Origin of the sequence: Pseudomonas sp. LTR0 (assembly GCF_036630035.1) — a bacterium.
Lineage (GTDB): Bacteria > Pseudomonadota > Gammaproteobacteria > Pseudomonadales > Pseudomonadaceae > Aquipseudomonas > Aquipseudomonas putida_Y.
Genome location: NZ_CP123734.1, coordinates 1,559,957 through 1,585,358 on the forward strand (window position 1 = coordinate 1,559,957; position 25,402 = coordinate 1,585,358).

Genomic DNA, 25,402 nt, shown 5'->3' on the forward strand with positions numbered 1-25,402 from the left:
CTTGCGTCACCCGGCGTGTGCCAGCCCATTCGGCGCTGGTCACGCTACTTCTTCAAGGTCTTCGCCGTGAATCAACAGACCCTCGTCAGCATCGCCATACCCGCCTTCAACCCCGAGTTCTTCCGCGCCACCTTGCTTAGCGCGCTCAACCAGGATTACTCGGCACTGCAAGTGCTGGTCTGCGATGACAGCCGTGGCCCGGAGATCCAGCGTATCGTCGACGAGGTGGTGAGCGAGACCGGCAAGCCGGTGCGCTACGTGCGCAACCCACAAACCCTTGGCTTCGCCCGTAACCTGCTGGCGTGCCTTGAGCATGCTGAAGGGCCGCTGATCAAGTTTCTCTGTGACGACGACCGACTGTTCCCCGAATGTGTCGGCCTGCAGGCCGCGGTCATGGAGCAGCATGCCGATGTCAGCATGACCATCTGCCAGCGCATGCTGTGCGCGGCCGACGATGCTTTGCTACCGCCGCGCATGCTCAATGCTGTGATGTGCCCGGAGGATGCGGTAGTCAAGGGCAGCGACTTGCTCGAAGCGTTGGAGACAAACGCCCCCAACCTGTTCGGCGGCCTTAGCCATGCACTGATGCGCCGTGACCTGGTGGCCGAGTACCTGCCGGCGTTGGTGCAGGAGGGCAGTGGGTTTGTCGCGCGCCTGGACATGGCGCTGTACATTTGCCTCATGCGCCAAGGCAATCTGGGGCACCTGTCACGCTTCCTCAGCATGGAGCGCCTGCACCCTGCGCGCCTGAGTCACCAGGCAGGCATGACCTTGGCCTTCCCCATCGAGACCGACTGGATAAAGGCAATGCTGGCCGCGCGGGCAAGCGAGGCTGCACCGGCCAGTGGCTGGGTACGCTATCTGTCGCTGGAGCGTTACCACGGCGAGCAGGGCGCGCAGTGGGACGAGTACGAACTCAACCGCCTGTACGGGGCTCAGCAGGCCCGCCAGGCGCAACAGGTTGGTACCGACTGCCTGTCGTTTGACGAGTTGTATGCCCAGTGGCTGGAGTGTCGTGACCTGTCGGCTGCACAACTCAAGGCGTTGCCCAAGCGCTTCGAACAGTGGGCCCGGCAGCCGCGTATCGTCCCTGTGATCTGGGCCGAGGCGGGTGATGAACTGGCCCTTCGTGCGACCCTCGACAGCCTTGCGGCGCAGTCCTATGCGGCGGCCGGCACCTGGCTGCTGGCGCCTGCGACGCTGGAATTGGCAGGTCACCCGGTCGGGTTTGAGCGCATGCTCGTGCAGGGCAATGGCCTGGCCCAGGTGCAGGCGCGCCTGGCACGTGCAGGTGATGCCGACTGGATCCTGCTGTTGCGCGCTGGCGACCGCCTCGTGCCCCATGCTCTGGCGATCATGGGCGAGCGCATGGCACTTCGCGAGCGGGCCTGTATCTACGTCGACGAAGGTAGCCATGACGGGCTGCGCCCGACAACACCAATCTTCAAGCCAGATTTCAACCTCGACCTGATGCGCAGCCTGCCGTATGTAGGGCGCGTACTGGCATTCAACTGTGCCGCTCTGCGCGAGGTCGGCGGCTTCGACCCGGACTTCGATACCCTTGCACCCCACGACCTGCTCTGGCGCCTGGCGGAAAGCCAGGGCCTGCAGGTCATCGAGCACATAGACGAACTCCTGGTGCATTGCCAGTGGGACTTTGGCCAGTGGCTGCACGACCCGCGCTGCGTGCGGCAGGCGCCACGCGTGGTTCAGGCCCATTTGCGACGCCTGGGCGTCGATGCCGTGGTTGTCGGTGCCGAAGGCATATCGTTGTGCCAGGTGGCGTACCAGCACCCGGAGCAAGCCTTGGTCTCGATCCTGGTGACGCTCGGTGACGACCTGAGCACGGTAATGCGTTGTGTCGAGTCCCTGTTCGAACACACCCAGTATGGCCATTTCGAGGTGCTGCTGATTGCCTCGCCGGATACACCGACCGACCTGCGTCAATGGCTCCTGGCCATGCAGCGGCTTGGCAGCGATCAGCTACGTGTGATCGAGGTCGCCAGCGGCAGCCAGGTGGCGCAGTTGAATCAGGCCAGCGAGGCCGCCCGTGGCGATTACTTGCTGATGCTCGACAGCGCCTGCACCGCCTTCGACCGGCCATGGTTGGCGGAGTTGATGGCCCAGGCCCAGCGCCCGGAGGTCGGCGTGGTTGCGCCCAAGTTGTGTACCCGCACTGGCGAGGTGTTTGGCGCCGGGCTGGTTCTGGGGCTGCATGGCGGCGTCAGCAGCCCGTTCGTCGGCATGCCGGCTGACAGTGGCGGCTACATGCTCCGGCTCAATGCCGTGCAGAACTGGAGTGCGCTGAGCCTGGACTGCCTGCTGGTGCGCCGCGAGCTGTTCGCCACGCTGGGCGGTTTCGACGAGCAGGGACTCAAGGGCGGCCTACAGGACGCGGACCTCTGCCTGCGCATCCGCGAACAAGGCTATCTGGCGGTGTGGACACCCCATGCAGTGCTCGTTCGCTTCGCCTCCACTCGCGACGCGCGGACCGACAGCAAGCGCAAGGTGCTGGACAAGGACATCTTCCATGAACGCTGGTTGGACAAGGTTGCCCGTGACCCTGCCTACAACCGCAACCTGAGCCTGAAGATGGCGAGCTTCAACCTTGATGCCGGACAGCGTCGTGGCTGGGACCCGTTCATCAGCCGTGTGCTGCCGTCGGTGTTGGCGCTGCCGATCAACACCTCGGCGGTTGGTCACTACCGGGTGGCGCAGCCGTTCACCGAGCTGGAGCGCGCGGGCTGGATACAGGGGCGGCTTGATTTCAGTACACCCGAGATGATCGAGATCGAGCGTGAGAAGCCCGACGTGATGATCTTGCAGTGCCGCTACACGAGCAACTCGATCGATGAAATCACGCGCTTCAAGCGCCTGTCGAACGCCCGGCGCATCTACGAGATCGACGACTACATCATCGACGTGCCGAAAAAGAACGCCCATGCGCGGAACATGCCGGCCAACATGCGTGAGCTGGTCACCCAAGGTATTGCCCTGTGCGACCGGGTGGTTGTGTCGACCCAGCCGCTAGCCGATGCCTTGTCGGGCATGCACCACGATATCCGGGTAGTCCCCAACATGCTAGCCGCCCCCCTGTGGGCTGGGCTGGCCAGCGAGCGTCAGACTAGCGCGCGGCCGCGCGTGGGCTGGGCCGGGGGCACCAGCCACCGTGGCGATCTGGAGCTGTTGCTGGACGTCATCAAGGCCCTGGCCGACGAGGTCGACTGGGTGTTCTTCGGCATGTGCCCGGATGCGTTGCGGCCTTACGTGAAGGAATTTCACAAAGGCGTGCCCTTGGCGTTGTACCCGCAGAAGTTGGCCAACCTCAACCTCGACCTGGCACTGGCACCGCTCGAACAGAACCTGTTCAACGACTGCAAGAGCAACTTGCGCCTGCTTGAATATGGCGCGTGCGGCTTCCCGGTGATCTGCACCGATACCAAGGCCTATGACGGCTACCTGCCGTGCACACGGGTGCGCAACAACACGTCCGAACAGTGGCTGGATGCGATTCGCATGCACCTGGCCGACCCCCAGGCCAGCTACCGCCAGGGTGATGCCCTGCGCGAAGTGGTACTGCGTGACTACGTGCTGATGCCACAGCATCTGCAGCAGTGGGCCAACGCCTGGTTGGCGGACTGATTCATTTTTTGCGTTCGTTGCGAGCGGGCGCCCAACTTTCCCTTCAAAGGTGCTTTATGGTCGAAATCGCAAACGGATCGCGCAGTGACGTCACGGTACTGTTGCTTGGCCACGACCAAGCCGCTCATCGTGAACGGGCACTGCATTATTATCGTCAGGCTGGCATTGCCTGCCTGGCATTGGATGCGCTTGAAGGGCACAGCCCTTCGGCGTTGTGCAGTGCGCGCCTGGAGCAGGCGCTGCAGCAGGTGGCGACGCCGCTGGTCAGTCTGACCCTGGATGCAGACTTCGTGCAGGCTCCGGCGCTGGACAGCGCTGCCGCCAGCCTGAGCGCCAACCCTGCGGCGCTGGCAGCCCAAGGCTACGCTTTGGGGTATGCCCCGGGCAACAGCCAGGTAGCCTATTACAAGATAGGCCATCCGTTCCCACTGCTGGAGGGCGAGAGCGTGCTGGCGCGCATGCGCGTGCATGCCCTGTCCAACCAGCCGGCCTGGCGCGCCGTGGTCAGGGTCGAAGGGATGCGTGCGGCACTTGCCAGTCTGCCCGAGGATCTGGATTTCGCCGGCTGGCGTGTGGCGCTGTCGTTGGCGTTGCTGGCTGAAGGGCAATTCATCCAGCTGGACCAGACCGACGTGATCTGTGAGCTGGCGCCGCGCAGTGTGTCGGCAGTTGCCCGGGAAGAACAGTTGGCGCGTACCGTACGCCTGTTGCGCGCATGGGATGCGCAACGCGCGGGTGTGTTCGCCGACGAATCCGCCTTCGTTGTGCTCAATCGCCTGGTGCGTGGCAGCTATGATGCAGGCGAGCCGCCGCTGCTGTTCACCTCTCGCTGGACCAGCGTGATTGCCGACCCGGACCGGCAGTTCGAACCCCGGCAGTATGTGGAGATGCCGTACTATCAGAACACCCTGTTCCAGCGCCTGACCGAGCTTGAATTCCTCTGTCATGCCTGGCCGACAGGGCGTGAGCACCGTCATGCGCTGGAGGGCACCTGGGTTCGTCAGCGGGAACTGCTCGAAGTGCACCCCAACGACACCACCGAGACTTTGCAGCAACGCTACTGGCAGGCGCTGGCGCTGGGCTTGTTTACCCGGGACGTCTGCCAACGCCTGCTCGCGACTCTCAAGGGCGAGGAGCATGCGGAAAAGGTGCGTGAGTTGAGTGCCTGGCTGGAGCACCTCGACGGCGTTCCCGGCCAGGATGTGCCTGGGTGGCTCGCGACCACCGGCTCGGGCCAGCTTTTACAGGCGCTGGCGGCGGCGACACCGACGGCGGCGGTGCGTCAGCGCGTGCTTGCGCAACTGGCCAGGCGGCCAGGCCCACAGATTGCCTTCATGGTGGTGGACCTCGAGGATGATGACCTTGCCTTGCAGGCGACTTTCGACAGTCTGCTGGCCACAGGTCTGCGCAATTTCAAACTGGTGGTGCTCAAGGCCGGTAAACCGCCAGCCATCACCACCGCGCGGGATACCTTGCATTTCATTCAGGTCGAGCCAAGTAACTGGGTGTCGCACCTGAATCAGGCTGTGCGCCAGGTGCAGAGCGAATGGCTGATGCTGTTGCAGGCGGGCGATGTGCTCGCCAACGGTGGCTTGTTACGCTTGCAGCTGGAGCTGAGCGAGTCGCCGGCCTGCGATGTGATCTGTGCCGATGAGGTGCAGCGTGATGCCGACGGCCGTCTGCTGGGCATCATGCGTCCCGGCAGCGATCTGGATGTGCTGCGCAGCCAGCCGGGCCTGATGTCTCGTCACTGGCTGCTGCGCCGACAGGTCGTGCTTGATCTGGGGGGCTTCGACAGCCGCCTCGGCCATGCGCTCGAGTACGACTTGCTGCTGCGTCTGGTGGAGGAGCGCGGTGTCGGCGGTATGGCTCACATGGATGAGTATCTGGTAATCGGCAGTCAGGCATCGGAATCGATGCCTGCCGAGGCGCTGGAAATTCTCGACCGCCACCTGAAGCGGCTGGGCTATCGGGGGCAGGCGAGCGAACAGGGTGCTGCCGGGTTGGTCATCGATTTTCGACACGGCTCGACGCCATTGGTCAGCGTATTGATGGTCTATGAGGGCAATCGATCCGCGCTTGAACGCAGCCTGACCAGTCTGTTCCAGCGCACTCGCTATCCCCGCTACGAAGTCGTGCTTGCCTGCGCTCAGGATCAACACGATTTGTTGTCCGAAGCGCTTCAGCCGTTCGCTGGCCGCGTACGTCTGGTGACTGCCGAGGCAGCGGAGAATCCGTTCAACCAGGCAGCCATGCAGGCGCGTGGTGAATACCTGGTGTTGCTGAGTGAACGCTGCCAGGTGGTCACCCCGGCCTGGATTGAGGCGCTGCTCAACCAGGCGCAACGGCCCGAGGTCGGGGTTGTCGGCGCGCGCCTGGTCGACAGTGATGGCGGTCTCGTCCATGCCGGATACGATTTGCTTGCCGGGCCGCGGGTGCACACGCCCTGGGCGGGGGTACCGGGCAGCCATGGTTGCTGGTCTGGCGTCGTGCGTGGCTGCCGAGCGGTATCAGGGGATTGCCTGATGGTGCGCGCAAGCGTGTTCGAACAGTGTGGTGGGATGCAGGCGGTGCTGGCGGCTGATGTCGACTTGTGCCTCACTGTGGCAGCTGCTGGTAGCCTCGTGGTGCTTGCACCGCAGGCGCAGTTGGCGATCGAGGGCCCTGCTGCTCTGGCTCCTGAGGCTGTTCAGCAATTGCTGGGGAAATGGCCTGGCGCCTTCACCCGCGAAGTTGCTACTGACGGCCAGGGGGGGTACGCCGAAGCCGCTTGGCTCGTCCCGTTCAAGTAGCTGGCGCGGGAATTGCAAAAGCCGGGCAGATGCCCGGTTTTTTTCGCCTGGCGGCAATTAATTGACAGGCTGACGCCTGGCTTCACGCGGTGTGAACGAGGTCGTGGATGCAAAAGAAAGTGGCTGTGTTGCAGTCCAATTACATTCCATGGAAAGGGTATTTCGACCTGATCGGCAGCGTCGACGCGTTCATTCTGTTCGACGATGTCCAGTACACGCGCCGAGACTGGCGTAATCGCAACAAGATAAAGACTGCACAGGGTGAGCACTGGCTGAGCATACCGGTGAGGAACAAGGGACGCTACGAGCAGTTGATCAACGAAGTGCAGGTCAGCGAGCCGGGTTGGGCGCAGGCGCACTGGAAAACCATTGAGATGAGCTACCGCCGCGCGGCTTGCTTCGAACAGATGGAGGGGCCGATCAGGGCACTCTTCGAGCAGGCCGCAGCGCTCACTCATCTTTCCCGTATCAACCATCTGTTCATCGCCGGTCTGTGTCCGCTGCTGAACATCTACACACCGCTGTTTCGCGCCGAAGAGCTGGGGCAGGCAACCGGCAAGAACGAACGGCTGATCCAGTTATGCCAGGCCGTTGGTGGCACGCACTACCTGTCGGGGCCGGCAGCAAGCTGTTATCTGGACGAGGCCGCATTTGCTGCTGCCGGACTCGGTCTGTCGTACATGGACTATGCCGGCTACCCCGAGTACCCGCAGTTATACGGCGGTTTCCAGCACGCGCTGAGTGTCATCGACCTGTTGTTCAATACTGGCGCTGACGCGCCTGCCTTCCTGGAGCGGCGACCATGAGCACTACCATTCTGCGCGAAGTGGAACAGTACTACTCCTCGCGTATTCGCGAACATGGGGCCACCCCGGAAGGGGTTGACTGGAACGGTAGCGCTTCCCAACATCTGCGCTTTGAACAGCTGCTCAAGCTGGTCCCGCAGCAGGAGTGGCAGCAAGGTTTTAGCCTGGTCGATGTTGGTTGCGGCTACGGCGCATTGCTGGAGTGGTTGCGCGAACGCGGCGCGGCGGTGGACTACCACGGCTATGACCTGTCAGCCGAAATGATCGCGTCGGCCCGCGCCAGGCACGGGGCGGACCCGTCCACGAGCTTCGAGGTCGCTGAGCGGTCCAGCCGAACGGCGGACTACGCGGTGGCCAGCGGCATTTTTAACGTTTCACAGCAGACTCCGCGTGAAGCCTGGGAAAACTATATTGCCGAGGTGCTTCGCAGTATGGATGCCTGCTCTATCAAAGGCTTCGCGTTCAACTGCCTGACCAGTTACTCCGATGCGCCCTTCATGCGTGACTACCTGTATTACGGCGATCCGTGCTTTTACTTTGACCTGTGCAAAAGAACCTACTCCAGGCAGGTGGCACTCTTGCATGACTATGGCTTGTACGAATTCACCCTGCTCGTGCGCAAGGCCCCGTGACCTGCCATTCGACTTCCCTGTTTCCTGGAGACATCCATGCTCAAGAAAGGCTCTACTTCCGTCACCCAATCCAGCGACAGCCAGCTTGAAGCGCGTGAGCGCCTTTGGCAGTCCTTCGCCAACGCGCCGCTCGATGATGCCGAGAAAGAGCGCAATCTCGGCCTGTTCATCCGTTCGGCTTCCCTTGCGCGGATGTTGGCGATTTCCGACCTGTATCGCGAGATTGTCCCGCTGCCTGGTTCGGTGCTGGATTTCGGTACCTGGCGTGGTCAGAACGCGGTGCTATGCGAAAACCTGCGTGCCATCTTCGAGCCTTTCAACAAGCAGCGTCGGGTAGCGGCGTTCGATACCTTCGCCGGCTACAAGTCCCACGCCAGCGACAGCAAGGTCGACAACGAGCATTTCCAGGACGGTTGTTACGATACTGGCAGCGGCTATGCCGATTACCTGCGCCATTTGCTCGCTGTGCATGAAAGCATCAATGCGCTGCCGCAGGTTTCCAGCGGCCACCAGGTGGTCGAGGGCGACATCAAGGATACCTTGCCGCGTTTCATCGAGGAAAACCGCAATCTGCTTGTGGCGCTGGCCTTCTTCGACATGAACCTGGAAGGGCCGACCCGCTTTGCCCTGGAGCAGATTCTGCCGCGCTGCGTACCGGGTTCGCAGCTGGCGTTCTTCCAGTTGCAGCGTGACTTCCTGCCGGGCGAGGGCTACGCCTATGTGGCCGAAGTGCTGGGCAAGGTACGTCATGAGATCAAGCGCTCGCAGACATACCCGTCCCTGTGCATCGTCAAGTTGCTGTAAGGGGGGCGAGCCATGTTTCTAATCATTGGTAACGGTATGGTTGGCCTGGCGATCGCTGCAGGTCTTTCCCGTTCGGTACCGGCCGAGCGCATTACTGTGGTGGGCCCGATATCGCGACCCTACAGCGCGTCGATGGCCGCCGCCGCCATGCTCAACTCGTTCGCCGAACTTGAGCCGGGTGCACTGGACCAGCCGCGCGATCGCCTCAAGTTCGAACTCAGCCAGGCTTCCGCACGGCTGTGGGCGGCGTTCGTCGAAGAATTCGAAATCCCCGCCGAGCACTATCGGCTAGGCACCGTGCTGGTCAACAACAACGCTTCCAACGCGTTCGAAGACCAGGCCTTCGATGCCATTGCCGGCTATCTCGAAGAATTCGCGGAACCCCACGAGCGGATCGAGCCGACGCTAGAGCCTGCATACTCGCCGGCTTCGGGCTATCGCAGCCGCAACGCCTTGTTCCTACCTCGAGAGGGTGTGGTCAACCCGGACGGGGTAGTGCATGCCCTGCAGCAGACGTTGGCCAGGCGCGGCGTGCGTTTTGTCGAGGGGGTAGTGGAGTCGTTGGACAAGGTCGGCGGCCGCACCTGTGGCGCGCGCCTGGCCGATGGCCGTGTGCTGGCCGCAGAGCGCGTGGTGCTGGCCAATGGCAGCATGGCAACCCGGCTGTGGGCAGAGGACGACTGCATTCGGGTGATCAATGGCGTCGGCGCTACCGTGGTATTGAAAAACCAGAGTATCCAGGGCCGATACGTGCTTCGCACACCCAACCGTGGTGGCGCCTGTGGCATCTACCATGCGCCTTACCGGGACGATCTTTTCGTGGTCGGTGCGACAAACCTGATTACTACGGTTGACGAGCAGGTACCGCGCGCAGAGTCGGTGGCAGCACTGATCAATGGTGCGATCAATCAGGTCAATCAGATGCACCGCGCCAGTGGCTTCGTGCGGTACAACTTTGGCTATCGACCGGTGAGCCTCGATGGTTATCCGGTCATTGGTCAGCTCAACGACAATACGTTCATCGCAACCGGCACGCGGCGCGACGGCTACCATTTCGCGCCGTGGTTGGCGGACAACTTGGCAGCGCTGGTGCAGGGGCAGCTTCTTTCGCCACAGGCAAGCGCGTATTTCGCACACACCCGGCCACAGCGACGGGCAATGCTCGATCAGTCGGTCGAGGTGTGTTGTCGCAAATACGCAGCAGTCAAATGCTCGGCGCTTTCCCAGCATGGTTTCGACGCGGGACATACCGATGCCGACCAGGCGCTTGAGCAGTATTACTACCAGCGTGCCCGAGATTTCTTTACCCGTAATGGCATGGAGCAGGCAGTACAGGTCGAGTTTATCGATGCGCTGATCGGTGGCTACCTGCCACTGAGCGATTTCACCTGAGGCACGGGCTGGAGAATACGAACGTGAGCAAACAGGTAATACCCTTCAACAAACCTTTTGTCGTTGGCAAGGAGTTGTTCTACATCGCCCAAGCGGTGATGAACGGCGGCATCGCTGGCGACGGGCAGTTCACCCAGATGTGCCAGCAATGGCTGGAGGACAACCTGGGCTGCCCAAAAGCGCTGCTAGCCCATTCATGCACTGCAGCGCTGGAGATGGCGGCGATCCTTGCCGATGTCGGGCCGGGGGATGAGGTCATCATGCCGTCATTCACGTTCGTCTCCACCGCCAACGCCTTCGTGCTGCGTGGTGCAGTGCCGGTGTTCGTGGATATTCGTCCGGACAGCCTCAACCTTGATGAGCGTCTGGTCGAAGCCGCAATCACCGAGAAGACCAAGGCGGTCGTGGCCGTGCATTATGCGGGGCAGCCCTGTGACATGGATGCGCTGTTGCGTATCTGCAACCGTTACGGCCTGATGCTCATCGAGGACGCCGCCCAGGCAATTCTTGCCCGTGAGAAGACCAGGGCCCTGGGTACCATCGGCCACCTCGGCTGCCTGAGTTTCCATGAGACCAAGAACGTTATCAGTGGTGAGGGAGGGGCATTGCTGATCAATGACCCGAAACTGATCGAGCGCGCCGAGATCATCTGGCAGAAGGGTACCAACCGTAAGGCGTTTGCCCGCGGTGAAGTCAGCAAGTACACCTGGGTCGATGTCGGGTCTTCGTTCCTGCCCAGCGAGCTGACGGCCGCTTTCCTGTATGCCCAGCTGGAGCAGGGCGAAAGCATCAACGCTCATCGGCGTGGCCTGTACGAGGCTTATTACAACCAGCTGCAGGCACTGGAAGCCGATGGGTACTTCCAACTGCCGCGCACGCCAGGGGGGCGGCCAGCCAACGCGCACATCTTCTACCTGCTGATGCGCAACAACCACGAACGTAGTGAGCTGATCCGGTTCCTGCGCGAGCGGGATATTCACGCGGTGTTTCATTATGTACCGCTGCACGATTCGCCTGCCGGCCTTCGTTATTCGCGCAGCGTCGGAGAACTGCCGGTGACCTGTGATGTAGCCCAGCGTCTGGTGCGCTTGCCGCTGTATTCCGACATGAGCGCTCGCCAAGTCGCCCAAGTATGTGCCGCAGTCGCCCAATTCTTTGCCGAGTCCCGCGCTGTTTGAGGCCGGCTTGCCGTTGTATTTCCTGATTCTGGAGTTTCCAAGCGATGCCCAATTCTGCCCGGGTTGACGCCCAATCGCTCGACCAGGCGCTGATGCGCTTGCGCCTTATGTATGCCAAGCCGGAGCATCCGTATTACATACTGGCGCCGGACTACCGGGAAACCTCGTCGGGCGTCGCGTCCCTGCATTACCTCTGCCATGTGCTCAATCTGAACGGGCGCGAGGCATACATCTGCGGTGGCCAGGTGGTCAACCCGAACCTCAAGACGCCGCTACTGGACCCTCGGACCCAGAAGCGGCACCAGGATGAAGGTAAGGTACCCATCGCTGTCTATCCGGAAGTGGTGGTTGGCAATCCGCTTGGCTGCGATGTTGTGGCGCGTTTCCTGCTGAACTTCGAGGGTTTCCTGACCGGCCAAAGCATGCAGGCAGCGGGCAGTGACCTGTTGTTCTATTCCGGCGCCCTGATCGCCGCGCGGCATGGCTACCCGGACGGCGACCTGTTGTGCCTGCCGACCATCGATGTCGAGCTGTTCAGCGCGCCGGCACCGGGTAGCGCGCGTGAGGGCAAGTACCTTTACCAGAACCGCCACCCTCTGGAGCAGATCGACTACTCACAGTTGCCTGGCGATATCCGCCTGCTTAGCATGGCCAACGCCCTGTCGTTACCTGAACTGGCGGTGTTGCTGCGCAAGGCCGAAGTGCTCTACACCCATGAGTGGTCGATGACCTGCGTGATCGCCGTTCTGTGCGGCTGCCCGGTGATTTTCATTCCGGGGTACGGGATTGATCAGTCGTTTCTTGAAGCCAGCTTCATCGGCAGCCACGGCTTTGCGATGCTCGACCAGCCGCACGCGTTGGCGCGCGCCAGTGCCGGCCTCGAGGGTGCCCTGCAGCGCTACGTGGAAAAGACTGCACCGTTCTGGCAGCACCTTGAGGTGTTCATTGCCAAGACGCAGTTGGCGGCCCGTCGCGAGTCCGCCGGCAACCGTGCCGGCATGCTGAGATGGCTGCGCCAGCGGTACCCGTTGCCGCAACAGTTGCAATTGATGCAGGAGCGTCTGGCTGCACCCGGTGCGCCTTCGGTTGCCGTGCTGGTGCTGGATCATGGTGACCCCGCCGCCTTGGCGCGTACCCTGGGCAGCCTCGACGATGTGCTGTACCAACGCATCCAGGTGTGTGTTCTGGGCGCGCAGGAACCCCGCCGGCCGAACGTACAGTGGCTCTCGGCTGACACCCGGGCGCCGCTACCCTCCATCCATAGCGCGCTCGAAAACAGCCCGTGCGAGTGGTGCATGGTAGTCGATGCAGGCGTGCAGTTTACCGCCAGCGGCCTGCTGGTGGTGGCGCTCGATCTGGCGCAGGCCCCGGAAACCTGCCTGGCGGTATTTGCCGATGAGGCCGTTCGTGGCGCCGGTGACACTGTCGAAGGGCGCCTGCGCCCGGACCTCAACCTGGATATGTTGCTCGCCCATCCAGCCGCCTTGTCGCGGCACTGGTTGTATGACACGCGTGCGCTGCTGCATCAGGGCGGGTTCGACCCGGCATCAGGGCGCGCATTCGAGCTGGCATACCAGTTGCGCCTGATTGCCGATCATGGCCTTGGGGTAGTAGGCCATGTCAGCGAGCCGCTGTTGATCGCCAACCTGGAACAGCCACTGACCTGCGATGACGAACGCTCGGTCATCCAGGCACACCTGCTGGAGCGTGGCTATCCGCACGCACAGGTCCGGCCGACCACGCAGGCGCCGAATCGCTATGAAATCGACTATGGGCACCAGCAGCCGACTTCGGTGAGCATCCTGATCTATATCGATGGCGACCTGTCGCGGTTGCAGCGCTGCGTGGAGCAGTTGCTAGCCTATACCACGGCTATCGAGCATGAAGTGCTGCTGGTCGAGCCGGGCAATGACGACCAGCTGATGCTGCAGTGGCTGGAAATGCTGTGCCAGGTAGGCCAGGGACGGATCCATGTGCTGCGTTTCATGGCCGGACAGACACGCGCCGCCATGTGCAACGCCGCAGCGCAAGAAGCACAGGGCGAATTCCTGGTCTGGCTGGATGCAGTCGCCATGGTCAGTGACGGTGACTGGTTGCAGGCCTTGCTCAACCATGCGCAGCGTCCTGAGGTTGGAGCCGTGGGCGGCTTGATGTCGAGCGTCGACGGTGTGGTCCGGCAGGCTGGCCTGGTGCTCGGTCAGGGCGGAAGCGTGGGCCCGGCCTACACCGGGCGGGCGATTGGCGAGGAGGGTGAGCTGGCGGCGCTGATGATCGAGCGCAACGGCGTAGCAGTGGGTGATCATTGCCTGATGGTTCGGCGCGCAACCTTCCTCGACCTGGGTGGCTTCACTGTCGATCCGTTGCTGGAACCGTGGGTTGCAGTCGATCTGTGCCTGCGTTTGCAGCAGGCCGGCTACCTCAATGTCTGGACGCCACGCGCCAGGCTGCAGCTGGAAGCGGCAGCCGCCGCTGTGGTAAGCGCCGAACAGGAGGAGGCACTCTACGCTCGCTGGTTGCCGCAACTGGCCAGTGATCCCTCCTACAATGCCAACCTGTCGCTCCTGGCCGGCCATAGTTATGCGCGACAGGATAATGGCCTGTGCTGGCGGCCGCTGCATGGTATCGTCCCGACGGTGCTGGCTTTTGCGGCGGACCAGCAAGCGGCCGGCCAGGCACGTGTGATACAGCCGCTCATGGCGTTGCGAAATACCGGCGCAATCGATGGCTCGGTGACCACTGGGGTGCTCACCCTGGTCGACATTCAGCGTTACGCGCCCTCGACCATCGTCCTGCAGCGCCCGCTGGCAGACGCTGGCCTGCTGACTTTGCGTCGTCTGCGCGCGTTCTCCGAGGCCTTCAAGGTGTATGACCTGGACGGCTATGTCGCAGAAATGGGGCTTGCTGCGGGCATGGGGGGCGAAGAGTTGCTGCAGCGCCTGAATTACGGCCTGATGCAGGCAGACAGGGTGGTCGTGGCCAGCCCGACGTTGGCAGAGATGCTGCTAGGGCAACATGACGACGTTCGCCTGCTCGAGAGTGCATTACCTGCCACCTGGGGGCAGCTGCAAGGCTTGCGTGGTGCGGCGACCAGGCCGCGTCTGGGCTGGATTGGCAACAAGGATGCGGGCCTGTTGGCCGAGGTCGTACCAGCCATGGCCCAGGAGGTCGACTGGGTGGTCCTGGGTGATTGCCCGCAGGCTTTGAGGCCGTATGTCAGCGAGCAGCATCCACCGGTCCCGTTCGAGCGCTTGGGCATTACGCTCGCCGCGCTGAATCTGGATTTGGCGCTGGTGCCCATGGCCAATACCCTGGGTAATGCGTGCTCGGCCGATCTGCGGGTGCTGCAGCACGCCGCTTGCGCTCATCCCGTCATCTGCAGTCGTGTGGCCGGTTTCGCTGGTGCAGGTAGCTTGCCGTTGTCGAAAGTGGATAACCAGCCGGCTGACTGGCTGCGCGCCATTCGTCTGCACCTGGAAGATCGTGACGCCTCGGCTGCGCTGGGTGATGCGCTGCAGAATGCCGTTCGCTCGAACTGGCTGCTCGAGGGGGAGCGCCTGGAAGCCTGGCGCCAGGCCTGGCTCGCCTGAGGTGCTGAGGTAAGGCCGGGAGCCCGCGCAATGTGGGTACCCGGCCGTGCTCGCGGGTCGCGGCTGCGCGCGAAGGCATTGATCTTGTCGAGCAATTGCCTGATCGTATACATAACCGTGACTTGGCAGTCGAAACGTGCATCTCTAAGCTATCGAGTCTGCGGGCAATCACGTCGTCTCGTCACGCGAGATCCTGACCCTGGCGCACAAGCCCGCGAATTTTCGCCATATCTATCGGGAAGCCACAATGATTGGCATCAAAAGCATCGCCAGTTTCGTACCTGTCGAAGGTGTCGACAATTACGCACAGGGCGCAAAATTTGGCAAAGATCAGGATTTTATCTTTGGCAAGATCGGTTCGACTTTCTTGCCGCGCAAGGGAACCACTCAGGAAACCTCTGATCTTTGCGTGGAAGCAGCGAAAAACTTGTTTGCTGCTAATCCTGAGCTCGATCCTGCATCCATTGATGCCGTGATAGTCGTCACCCAGAACGGTGACGGCGAAGGCTTGCCGCACACTGCTGCCATCGTTCAGCAAAAGCTCGGCCTGAGCACCCAGCTTGCAGCGTTTGATATCTCGCTGGGCTGCTCCGGCTACGTTTACGGTCTTTATGCCATGAAAGGCTTCATGGAGGCGACCGGGTTGAAAAACGGCCTGCTGATCACCGCCGACCCGTATTCGAAGATCGTCGACCCCGAAGATCGCAACACCACCATGCTGTTCGGCGACGCCGCCACCGCGACCTGGATGGGCGAGGATGCGGTCTGGCAGCTCGGCAAATCGCTGTTCGGCAGCGACGGTGCAGGTGCCGAGCACCTGCGCACGACCGACGGCAAGTTCTTCATGAATGGCCGTCAGGTCTACAACTTCGCCTTGGTCAAGGTGCCTGCGCACCTGCAACAATTGCTTGAGGCCAGCCAGCTGCGTGCCGAGGATATCGACCTGTACTGCCTGCATCAGGGCAGCGCGGCGATCGTCGATGCCGTGTCCGCGCGTTTTGACGAGGGCGCGCACAAGCAGAAATTCGTCAAGGACATGGTCGAGACCGGTAATACCGTGTCGTCGAGCATTCCGTTGCTGCTGGAAAAGCATGTGCTCAACTCGCAGCACCAACGCGTTGCACTCAGTGGCTTCGGCGTCGGCCTGTCCTGGGGCTCGGCGATCATCGAGCGCAACGGCTGACTGAGCGCCGGCTGAGCAAAGAAGCGCAGCCCGTCCCCGGGCTGCGCTTCTTTCATTTTTGGTGATGCTTTTCTGGCGTCAAACCCTTGATTTCATTGAGGTGGCCGGATGCCAGCAAAAAAAGTGAGAAATCACCCTAAAGCAAACTGCCCTGACGACGATAAATAGTACGAAGGTTCTCTGTGCCACACCCGGCGAATTGCCAAGGCCGGAAGCCGTAGTACCCAATCCAACGAGGAATTCGTCATGGCTTTGACTGTTAACACCAACACCACCTCTCTGGGCGTTCAGAAGAACCTGAACCGTGCTTCCGATGCGCTGAGCACCTCGATGACCCGTCTGTCCTCCGGCCTGAAAATCAACAGCGCCAAAGACGACGCCGCCGGCCTGCAGATCGCTACCCGCATGACCTCGCAGATCCGTGGTCAGACCATGGCTATCAAAAACGCCAACGACGGTATCTCCATCGCCCAGACCGCTGAAGGCGCGATGCAAGAGCAGACCAACATCCTGCAGCGTATGCGTGAACTGGCCGTTCAGTCCCGAAACGACTCGAACAGCACCAACGACCGCGTCGCTCTGGACAAAGAATTCCAGTCGATGGCTTCGGAACTGACCCGTATTGCCAACAGCACCCAGCTGAACGGCAAGAACCTGCTGGACGGTTCGGCTTCGGTCATGACCTTCCAGGTTGGCTCCAACACCGGTTCCGCCAACCAGATCACCATCGACCTGAGCGCCAAGTTCACCGCTTCGGACCTGGGCGTTACTTCCTCGATCAACATCCAGGGTTCCGACACCACCACCGCCGAAGCCAACTTCAGCGCTGCTGTTTCGGCCATCGACGCCGCTCTGCAAACCATCAACAGCAACCGTGCTGACTTGGGTGCCGCGCAGAACCGTCTGACCAGCACCATCAACAACCTGCAAAACATCAACGAAAACGCCGAAGCTGCTCGTGGTCGTGTACAGGATACCGACTTCGCTGCTGAAACTGCCCAGCTGACCAAGCAGCAGACTCTGCAGCAAGCTTCCACCTCGGTTCTGGCTCAGGCCAACCAGCTGCCATCGGCAGTACTGAAGCTGCTGGGCTAATCTGCCTGGTTGCTGGCGGGGAAGTGCTGGTAAGGCACTTCCCCGCCTTTTCATTGCGAGGTGGTGGGCATGGACATGAACGTCAAGCTGAACCTGTCTTATCCGGCCGCACGTCCGGCCGAGCAGGTTGCCGAAAAACCGGTAGCCCGGTCGACGGAAAACGTAAAGCCCGAAGACGACAAGAAAGACCCAAAGGCGGAGCACGATGCCGACAAGGTCAAACATGCCGTTTCGGAGATCGAAAAGTTCCTGAAGGCATCGCAGCGCAATCTGGAATTTTCCACGGATGAAGAATCCGGCAAGATCGTGGTCAAGGTCATCGCTACCGACAGTGGTGAACTGATTCGCCAGTTGCCCTCGGAAGAGGCCCTGCGGATCGCTCACAGCCTGAGCGATGTCAAAAGTGTTCTGTTCGACGCCAAGGTATGATCGGCGGCGAACACCAAATGAAGTGATGCATGTCGGTCCCGCAGGAGCGGGCTGACGCGTTGATGAGAGGGACTACAGCATGGCAAGCCCGATTACTTCCAGTACAGGCCTGGGTTCTGGTCTCAACATTACCGAGATCGTGACCGCGTTGGTTAAAGCCGATACATCCGCCAAGCAGGCGCAGATCACTCGGCAAACCAGCAATAACACTGCGATGATTTCGGGTATTGGCTCGCTGCGCAGTGCCCTCACGGCATTCCAGGATGCCATGAAGGCGCTCAACGACAAGGATGCGCCGTCTTTCAACGCCTATGCAGCGACCTCGGCCAACGAGTCGGTGGTCAAGATCAAGTCGAGCAACTCAGCGGTAGCGGGTAGCTATGACATCGTGGTGGACAAGCTGGCCACCGGCTCGAAAGTGGCCAGTCAGCAGTTCAGTGGTGGTGCTACCAGCCCGATCACTGCTGGCCAGCTTACCATCAGCCAGAATGGCAAGACCTACAACCTGGATGTGCCCAGCGGCGCGACGCTGCAAAGTGTGCGCGACCAGATCAACAAGGAAATGAGTGCCAACGGCATTTCCGCCAACATCATCAACGAGGAAGGCGGCTCGCGCCTGGTGCTCGGCTCTACGACCACAGGGGCGGGGACTGACCTCTCCCTGAGCGGTATTGCCGAGCTGGCAATCGATGGCACCACGCAGATGTCCGGTACCGGTGCAGGCTTCATCACTGCCAAGGCTCAGGACGCCGAATTGACCATCGACGGCTTGAAGGTCAAGAGTGCCTCCAATACGCTCGATAGCGCCATCAGTGGCATGACCCTGGAGTTGACCGGGGTCAGCCCGAGGGCCAGCGGCGCTCCTGGTACGCCGACGGCGGTCACCGTTGCGGCGGACAACGATGGCCTGAAGAAGTCGGTCCAGAGCTTCGTCGATGCCTACAATACGCTGCAGAAGGCGATCACGTCGCTGACGTCGACCAGTCGTGACAGCGATGACAAGCTGGTGCTCGGCCCGCTCACCAACGACCCGACCACCCGCTCTCTGCTGGGTGATATTCGCAAGGTGCTGAGTGAGGTGGGGGCCGGCGACCAGCTGACCACGCTGAGCCAGTTGGGTATCAACACCCAGAAAGATGGCACGCTCGAATTCAACAGCAGCAAGTTCAGCTCAGCGATGAATGACAAGAAGCTTGGCCCGGAGGTGCAGGAGCTGTTCACCGGCACCGACGGCATCTTCGAGCGCATGAACAATGCCATCGATCCTTACAACAAGACCGATGGCAGCCTTGCCACGCGCAAGTCCAACCTCGACAAGGCGGTCTCGGAACTGGCCAACCAGCAGGCCGCGCTTGATCGCCGCACCGAGTCCCTGACCGAATCGCTGACCAAGAAGTACGTGGCCCTTGACGCCGCCCTGGGCAAGATGAAAGCCCAGGCCGACCAGATTACCTCGATCTTCGAAGCGATCAACGCCCAGGCCAAGAAATCCTGATCGGCTGAACATGCCAAAAGCCCGGCGGCGTCCGCGAGATGCCCCGGGCTTTTTGTTTTTCCCCTAAAGTTTTTTGACGTACAGGCGATACAGCAGGTACAAGCAAATTTTTACCGCAGCAACGAGGCAGATCCATGAACCCGATGTTGGCCCTTCGGCAGTACCAGAAAGTCAACGGCGCAGCGCAGACCTCCGAAGCCAGCCCGCACCGCCTGGTGCAGATGCTCATGCAGGGCGGCCTTGATCGCATGGCGCAGGCCAAGGGTGCCATTGCTCGCAACGACATCGCGCAGAGGGGCATCCTCATCGGTAAGGCCATCGACATCATCGGCGGCCTGCGTGAAGGCCTGGACCTGGAAAACCATGCTGAAAGCCTGGCCGAGCTGGACAGCTTGTATATGTATATGAGCCGTCGCTTGATCGAGGCCAACGTCAAAGGCGACCCGACCATCATCGACGAGGTCGCGCGCCTTCTGATCACTGTGAAGGAAGGTTGGGATGCAATCGGCGATCAGTCGTCGGCTTCCTGATAAAGGAGCATGACATGAGCGAAGTAATCGCCCGAATCGAACAGACCCGGGACATGCTGCTGGCAGCGCTGGCTGACCGCGACTGGGAAGCGGTGGGGGAGTTGGACCTGGAATGTCGCTTGCGCATCGGTGACATGGTGTCCGAAGCCAAAGGCAATGAGGCGGATGTCAGTGCCAGTCTCGAGCAATTGCTGGTCGTGTACCGCCAACTAATCGAGGTTGCAAGTGGTGAACGTCAATCCTTGGTCGATGAAATGACGAAAATCCGTCAGGCGAAGAACGCGGCAAAGGTATACCATTTGTTCACCTGACCACCGTTGTTGCAAAAAGCCGTGCGCCATTAATTTGACTGATCGGTGTTTTTTGACTTTACTAGTGGCTGTTTTCGAATTTCAGACGTCCGAACACTGACCATTCAGTCGGAATGATGTCGAGCACGCCCCCGCAGGGCGCCGATATGACTAGGGAAGTTGCTATTGCATGTGGCGTGAAACCAAGATTCTGCTGATCGATGACGACAGCGCGCGCCGCCGCGACCTTGCGGTGGTGCTGAACTTCCTCGGCGAAGAAAACCTCGCATGTGCCAGCCATGACTGGCAGCAGGTTGTCGAGCCATTGTCCTCAAGCCGCGAAGTGCTGTGCGTGCTCATCGGCACCGTGAATGCTCCGGGCAATCTGCTTGGCTTGCTTAAGACAGTGGCTACCTGGGATGAGTTCCTTCCGGTTCTGCTTTTAGGTGAAATTTCTTCTGCGGAGTTCCCGGAAGACCTTCGCCGTCGGGTGCTTTCCAACCTGGAAATGCCGCCAAGCTATAGCCAGTTGCTGGATTCGCTGCACCGTGCCCAGGTCTACCGCGAAATGTATGACCAGGCACGCGAGCGCGGTCGTCAGCGCGAGCCCAATCTGTTCCGCAGCCTGGTCGGCACCAGTCGTGCCATCCAGCACGTACGGCAGATGATGCAGCAAGTGGCGGATACCGACGCCAGCGTGCTGATCCTGGGCGAGTCGGGTACCGGCAAGGAAGTGGTGGCCCGCAACCTTCACTACCATTCCAAACGTCGCGAAGCGCCGTTCGTGCCAGTCAATTGTGGTGCGATCCCGGCCGAGCTGCTGGAAAGCGAACTCTTCGGCCACGAGAAGGGGGCCTTTACCGGGGCCATCACCAGCCGTGCCGGGCGTTTCGAGCTGGCCAACGGCGGTACCCTGTTCCTCGACGAAATCGGTGACATGCCGTTGCCAATGCAGGTCAAGCTGCTGCGTGTGCTGCAGGAACGTACCTTCGAGCGTGAGGGTAGCAACAAGACCCAGAGCATCGACGTGCGCATCATCGCTGCGACGCACAAGAACCTCGAAACCATGATCGAGGACGGCACGTTCCGTGAAGACCTGTACTACCGCCTGAATGTGTTCCCCATCGAAATGGCACCGCTGCGTGAGCGCGTGGAAGACATCCCGTTGTTGATGAACGAGCTGATTTCGCGCATGGAGCACGAGAAGCGTGGTTCCATTCGCTTCAATTCCGCCTCGATCATGTCGCTGTGTCGTCATGGCTGGCCGGGCAACGTGCGCGAGCTGGCCAACCTGGTCGAGCGCATGGCGATCATGCACCCGTACGGGGTCATTGGCGTGTCGGAATTGCCAAAGAAATTCCGCTACGTCGATGACGAAGACGAGCAGATGGTCGACAGCCTGCGCAGCGACCTTGAAGAGCGCGTGGCGATCAATGGCCACACACCAAACTTCAGCAACCACGCCATGCTGCCGCCCGAAGGCCTGGACCTCAAGGATTACCTGGGTAGCCTGGAGCAGGGGCTGATCCAGCAGGCCCTGGACGATGCCAACGGTATCGTTGCGCGCGCGGCTGAACGTTTGCGTATTCGCCGTACCACCCTGGTCGAGAAAATGCGCAAGTACGGCATGAGCCGCCAGGGCGGTGAGGAACAGGCGGAAGATTGATGTTTGGGCGGGGTGTTTGTCTCGGGTTTTGCGTTTGGGCGCAGATCGAGCGCCGCCCGCGCGGCGCATCGCGAGCTTTGCTCGCTCCTACGTTTGTTTCAGGCCAGTAACGCCTGTGACAGGCACGCGCGACCGCCTTGTTTGTACAACGTGATATTGCGCCATGCGCCAAGGCGTTCGCGCGCAAATGGCACAGGAATGATTGGCCCGAAACAAGCGTAGGAGCGAGCGCAGCTCGCGATGCTTGTTTGTACAACGTGATATTGCGCCATGCGCCAAGGCGTTCGCGCGCAAATGGCACAGGAATGATTGGCCCGAAACAAGCGTAGGAGCGAGCGCAGCTCGCGATGCTTGTTTGTACAAGGTGATATTGCGCCATGCGCCAAGGCGTTCGCGCGCAAATGGCACAGGAATGATTGGCCCGAAACAAGCGTAGGAGCGAGCGCAGCTCGCGATGCTTGATTGTACAACGTGATATTGCGCCATGCGCCAAGGCGTTCGCGCGCAAATGGAACAGGAATGATTGGCCCGAAACAAACGTAGGAGCGAGCGCAGCTCGCGATGCGCCGCGCGGGCGGCGCTCGATCTCCCAGGCACAACCAATCTCAAGGCGAACACTTCTCAGCCTTGAAGCAATCCCACGTCAAACCCAAATCCCTATCTCCGGCACGGCTATTGCTACACCGCTGGCACCACACCGTTTTTATGACGGTCAGCCACGCGAGAGAGCAAGATGCCCCAGGCCGCCCACGTATCCCGAGCCCCCGATCAGCAGGGGCAAACCCCGGTCGCGCAGGACAGCGGCCAGGGTATCGCGCAAGCCTTTGCCCTGTTCAATCAGGTGTCCAGCCAGCTGAGCCAGTCCTACAGCCTGCTCGAAGCCCGGGTCAGTGAACTGAAGGGCGAGCTGGCGGTGGTCAGCGCCCAGCGCATCGAAGAACTGAGCGAAAAGGAACGCCTGGCCAACCGCCTGCAAAATCTGCTGGACTTGCTGCCCGGTGGGGTGATCGTGATCGACGGCCAAGGCCTGGTGCGCGAAGCCAACCCGGCCGCCTGCGAGTTGCTCGGCGAACCTCTGATCGGCCAATTGTGGCGCCAGGTGATCGCCCGTAGTTTTGCTCCGCGCAAGGACGACGGCCACGAAGTCTCGCTGCGCGACGGTCGCCGTCTGTCCATCGCCACCCGCTCGCTGGATGCCGAGCCTGGCCAGTTGGTGCTGCTCAACGACCTGACTGAAACCCGTCGCCTCCAGGATCAACTGGCTCGCCACGAGCGCCTGTCGTCCTTGGGGCGCATGGTTGCCTCGCTGGCCCACCAGATCCGCACACCGCTGTCGGCAGCCATGCTGTATGCCAGCCACCTGGCCGATAGCGAGCAAGCGCTGAGCGCGGAAACCCGCCTGCGTTTCGCCGCGACCTTGAAGGAACGCCTGCACGAACTGGAGCACCAGGTGCGCGACATGCTGGTGTTTGCCCGTGGCGAGTTGCCACTGGGGGATCGGGTGACCCCTAAAGCGCTGTTCCAGGCCCTGCAGCAGGCGGCCCAGGCGCATGTGCAGGGGCACGCCGTGCGCTGGCAGTGCGACAGCCATCTGGGTGAATTGCTGTGCAACCGCGACACCTTGGTCGGCGCTTTGCTCAACCTGATTGAAAATGCCCTGCAGGCCAGCGATGGCCCGGCACGGCTGAAGGTGCACCTGTACCGCCGCGAACGTAGCTTGCACCTGTGCATCAGCGATGCCGGCAGCGGCATCGATGCAGGCTTGCTCGGCCGTTTGGGCGAGCCGTTCCTCACCACCAAAGCCACCGGTACCGGCCTGGGCCTGGCCGTGGTCAAGGCGGTGGTGCGTGCGCATCAGGGTACGATCAGCCTGCGCTCGAAAGTCGGCCGTGGTACCTGCGTGCGGGTAGAGTTGCCATTGATCGACGGGCAATTGGCGGAGGGGGTGTAATGGCAATCAAGGTGCTGCTGGTCGAGGATGACCGCGTATTGCGCCAGGCGCTGGGCGATACCCTGGAAATCGGCGGTTTCGCCTATCAGGCGGTGGGCAGTGCCGAAGAAGCGCTGGAGGCCGTGGTGGACGACGCTTTCAGCCTGGTGGTCAGTGACGTCAACATGCCCGGCATGGACGGGCACCAGTTGCTCAGCCAGCTGCGCCGCCAGCAGCCACAGTTGCCGGTGCTGTTGATGACGGCGCATGCCGCTGTCGAACGTGCGGTCGAGGCCATGCGTCAAGGCGCCGCTGACTACCTGGTCAAGCCGTTCGAGCCCAAGGCGCTGCTCAGCCTCGTGGAGCGGCATGCCGCCGGGCGGGTCACCGGCGACGAGGGGCCGGTGGCCTGCGAGCCGGCCAGTCGCCAGTTGCTGGAACTGGCGGCCCGTGTGGCGCGCAGTGACTCGACCGTGCTGATTTCCGGCGAGTCCGGTACTGGCAAGGAAGTGCTGGCGCGCTACATTCACCAGCAGTCGCAGCGTGCCACGCAACCCTTCGTGGCCATCAACTGCGCGGCGATCCCCGACAACATGCTTGAGGCCACCCTGTTCGGCCACGAGAAGGGCGCCTTCACCGGCGCTATCGCTGCTCAGGCTGGCAAGTTCGAGCAGGCCGAAGGCGGTACTCTGCTGCTCGACGAAATCTCGGAAATGCCCATGGCCTTGCAGGCCAAGCTGCTGCGTGTGCTGCAGGAGCGCGAGGTGGAGCGGGTAGGCGGGCGCAAGCCGATCAGCCTGGACATTCGGGTGCTGGCCACCACCAACCGCGACCTGGCCGGCGAAGTGGCGGCGGGGCGCTTCCGCGAAGACCTGTACTACCGCCTGTCAGTGTTTCCGCTGGCCTGGCGCCCGCTGCGAGAGCGGCCGGGCGATATCCTGCAGCTGGCTGAGCGCCTGCTGGCGCGGCATGTGGTCAAGATGAAGCATGCCCCGGTGCGTCTGTCGCCGCAGGCGCGGGCCTGCCTGCAGGCCTATGCCTGGCCGGGCAACGTTCGCGAGCTGGACAACGCTCTGCAGCGGGCGCTGATCCTGCAGCAGGGTGGAGTGATCGAGGCGGCGGATTTTTGTCTGGCGGGCGCCATTCCATTGTCAGATAGCATCGAGCCATCACCTGACGTGGCGGCCGAAGCCGGCGGGTTGGGCGATGACATGCGTCGGCACGAGTACCAGATGATCATCGACACCCTGCGTGCTGAGCGCGGCCGCCGCAAAGAGGCGGCCGAACGCTTGGGCATCAGCCCGCGGACGTTGCGCTACAAGCTGGCGCAGATGCGCGATGCCGGGTTTGACGTCGAGGCCAGTCTGTTCGGCTGACTGGCACCCAACTGAATGGTTGAGCACCACTGGGCCTCTATTGGAGCGGCAGGCCCGCGAAGAATCCGGCGCGGTGGCTGGCACCGGCTGCGCCGGTGTTCGCGGGCGTGCCCGCTCCCACGGCGCACGTTTCACATGGGATCTGATTGGCAAGGCTGGCACCTTTGTTGCTTTACGTAGGTCATTCGCCGCATGACTGTCAAAAAAATGCGGCCGCAGGAGAGAGAAGGGTCATGAGCCAAGGTGTTGAATTCAATCGTCTGATGTTGGACATGCGGGCCATGCAGGCCGATGCCATGTCGCTGCCCAAGGCAACCGCCGCCCCCGAGCTGGCGCCAGGGCAAAGTACCTTCGCCGACATGCTCGGCCAGGCCATCGGCAAGGTGCATGAGACGCAGCAGGCTTCGACCCAGCTGGCCAACGCGTTCGAAATCGGCAAGAGCGGCGTCGACCTGACTGACGTGATGATCGCTTCGCAAAAGGCCAGCGTGTCGATGCAAGCCTTGACCCAGGTACGCAACAAGCTGGTCCAGGCGTATCAGGACATCATGCAGATGCCGGTTTGAGGACGGATG

The 25,402-nt window shown here is 61.7% G+C and carries 18 protein-coding genes; all 18 read left to right on the forward strand.

Annotation, left to right across the window (positions count from 1 at the left end):
- Positions 1 to 66: 66 nt before the first annotated feature.
- The gene (locus QCL51_RS07325; RefSeq protein ID WP_135192496.1) at positions 67 to 3,642 is read left to right on the forward strand and encodes a glycosyltransferase; all 3,576 of its coding nucleotides are present in this window, start codon (positions 67 to 69) and stop codon (positions 3,640 to 3,642) included.
- A 56-nt stretch (positions 3,643 to 3,698) separates the two neighbouring features.
- Positions 3,699 to 6,434 carry a glycosyltransferase gene (locus QCL51_RS07330; RefSeq protein WP_338444715.1) on the forward strand — a complete coding sequence of 912 codons (2,736 nt, stop codon included), beginning with the start codon at positions 3,699 to 3,701 and terminating at the stop codon, positions 6,432 to 6,434.
- A 107-nt stretch (positions 6,435 to 6,541) separates the two neighbouring features.
- Positions 6,542 to 7,240, forward strand: a complete 699-nt coding sequence (locus QCL51_RS07335; RefSeq protein ID WP_021785163.1) for a WbqC family protein — start codon at positions 6,542 to 6,544, stop codon at positions 7,238 to 7,240.
- Positions 7,237 to 7,872, forward strand: a complete 636-nt coding sequence (locus QCL51_RS07340) for a class I SAM-dependent methyltransferase (RefSeq protein ID WP_021785164.1) — start codon at positions 7,237 to 7,239, stop codon at positions 7,870 to 7,872. The genes QCL51_RS07335 and QCL51_RS07340 overlap by 4 nt, the downstream gene beginning before the upstream one ends.
- A gap of 36 nt (positions 7,873 to 7,908) precedes the next feature.
- Positions 7,909 to 8,676 (forward strand): hypothetical protein, encoded by a 768-nt coding sequence (locus tag QCL51_RS07345; protein ID WP_021785165.1) that lies wholly within the window; start codon positions 7,909 to 7,911, stop codon positions 8,674 to 8,676.
- Between the two features lie 12 nt (positions 8,677 to 8,688).
- Positions 8,689 to 10,068 carry an FAD-dependent oxidoreductase gene (locus QCL51_RS07350; protein ID WP_021785166.1) on the forward strand — a complete coding sequence of 460 codons (1,380 nt, stop codon included), beginning with the start codon at positions 8,689 to 8,691 and terminating at the stop codon, positions 10,066 to 10,068.
- Positions 10,069 to 10,091: 23 nt separating this feature from the next.
- The gene (gene rffA, locus QCL51_RS07355; protein ID WP_021785167.1) at positions 10,092 to 11,246 is read left to right on the forward strand and encodes a dTDP-4-amino-4,6-dideoxygalactose transaminase; all 1,155 of its coding nucleotides are present in this window, start codon (positions 10,092 to 10,094) and stop codon (positions 11,244 to 11,246) included.
- A 44-nt stretch (positions 11,247 to 11,290) separates the two neighbouring features.
- Complete coding sequence (locus tag QCL51_RS07360; RefSeq protein WP_338444716.1) at positions 11,291 to 14,833, forward strand: glycosyltransferase; 3,543 nt, start codon at positions 11,291 to 11,293, stop codon at positions 14,831 to 14,833.
- 247 nt (positions 14,834 to 15,080) lie between these two features.
- Positions 15,081 to 16,016: a ketoacyl-ACP synthase III gene (locus QCL51_RS07365; RefSeq protein WP_274103127.1), complete on the forward strand. Its 936-nt coding sequence runs from the start codon at positions 15,081 to 15,083 to the stop codon at positions 16,014 to 16,016.
- 246 nt (positions 16,017 to 16,262) lie between these two features.
- Positions 16,263 to 17,111 carry a flagellin domain-containing protein gene (locus QCL51_RS07370; RefSeq protein ID WP_015271225.1) on the forward strand — a complete coding sequence of 283 codons (849 nt, stop codon included), beginning with the start codon at positions 16,263 to 16,265 and terminating at the stop codon, positions 17,109 to 17,111.
- A gap of 69 nt (positions 17,112 to 17,180) precedes the next feature.
- Positions 17,181 to 17,540: a flagellar protein FlaG gene (locus QCL51_RS07375; RefSeq protein WP_338444717.1), complete on the forward strand. Its 360-nt coding sequence runs from the start codon at positions 17,181 to 17,183 to the stop codon at positions 17,538 to 17,540.
- A 79-nt stretch (positions 17,541 to 17,619) separates the two neighbouring features.
- Positions 17,620 to 19,035, forward strand: a complete 1,416-nt coding sequence (gene fliD, locus QCL51_RS07380; RefSeq protein WP_021785171.1) for a flagellar filament capping protein FliD — start codon at positions 17,620 to 17,622, stop codon at positions 19,033 to 19,035.
- A gap of 134 nt (positions 19,036 to 19,169) precedes the next feature.
- Positions 19,170 to 19,565 carry a flagellar export chaperone FliS gene (gene fliS, locus QCL51_RS07385; protein ID WP_021785172.1) on the forward strand — a complete coding sequence of 132 codons (396 nt, stop codon included), beginning with the start codon at positions 19,170 to 19,172 and terminating at the stop codon, positions 19,563 to 19,565.
- Between the two features lie 14 nt (positions 19,566 to 19,579).
- Complete coding sequence (locus QCL51_RS07390; RefSeq protein ID WP_101196519.1) at positions 19,580 to 19,876, forward strand: flagellar protein FliT; 297 nt, start codon at positions 19,580 to 19,582, stop codon at positions 19,874 to 19,876.
- Positions 19,877 to 20,045: 169 nt separating this feature from the next.
- Positions 20,046 to 21,521 (forward strand): transcriptional regulator FleQ, encoded by a 1,476-nt coding sequence (fleQ, locus tag QCL51_RS07395; protein ID WP_338444718.1) that lies wholly within the window; start codon positions 20,046 to 20,048, stop codon positions 21,519 to 21,521.
- A 733-nt stretch (positions 21,522 to 22,254) separates the two neighbouring features.
- Positions 22,255 to 23,472 (forward strand): ATP-binding protein, encoded by a 1,218-nt coding sequence (locus tag QCL51_RS07400; RefSeq protein WP_103444739.1) that lies wholly within the window; start codon positions 22,255 to 22,257, stop codon positions 23,470 to 23,472.
- Positions 23,472 to 24,827 (forward strand): sigma-54 dependent transcriptional regulator, encoded by a 1,356-nt coding sequence (locus QCL51_RS07405; RefSeq protein WP_053870526.1) that lies wholly within the window; start codon positions 23,472 to 23,474, stop codon positions 24,825 to 24,827. The genes QCL51_RS07400 and QCL51_RS07405 overlap by 1 nt, the downstream gene beginning before the upstream one ends.
- A gap of 233 nt (positions 24,828 to 25,060) precedes the next feature.
- Positions 25,061 to 25,393 carry a flagellar hook-basal body complex protein FliE gene (gene fliE / locus QCL51_RS07410; RefSeq protein ID WP_021785177.1) on the forward strand — a complete coding sequence of 111 codons (333 nt, stop codon included), beginning with the start codon at positions 25,061 to 25,063 and terminating at the stop codon, positions 25,391 to 25,393.
- Positions 25,394 to 25,402: the final 9 nt, after the last annotated feature.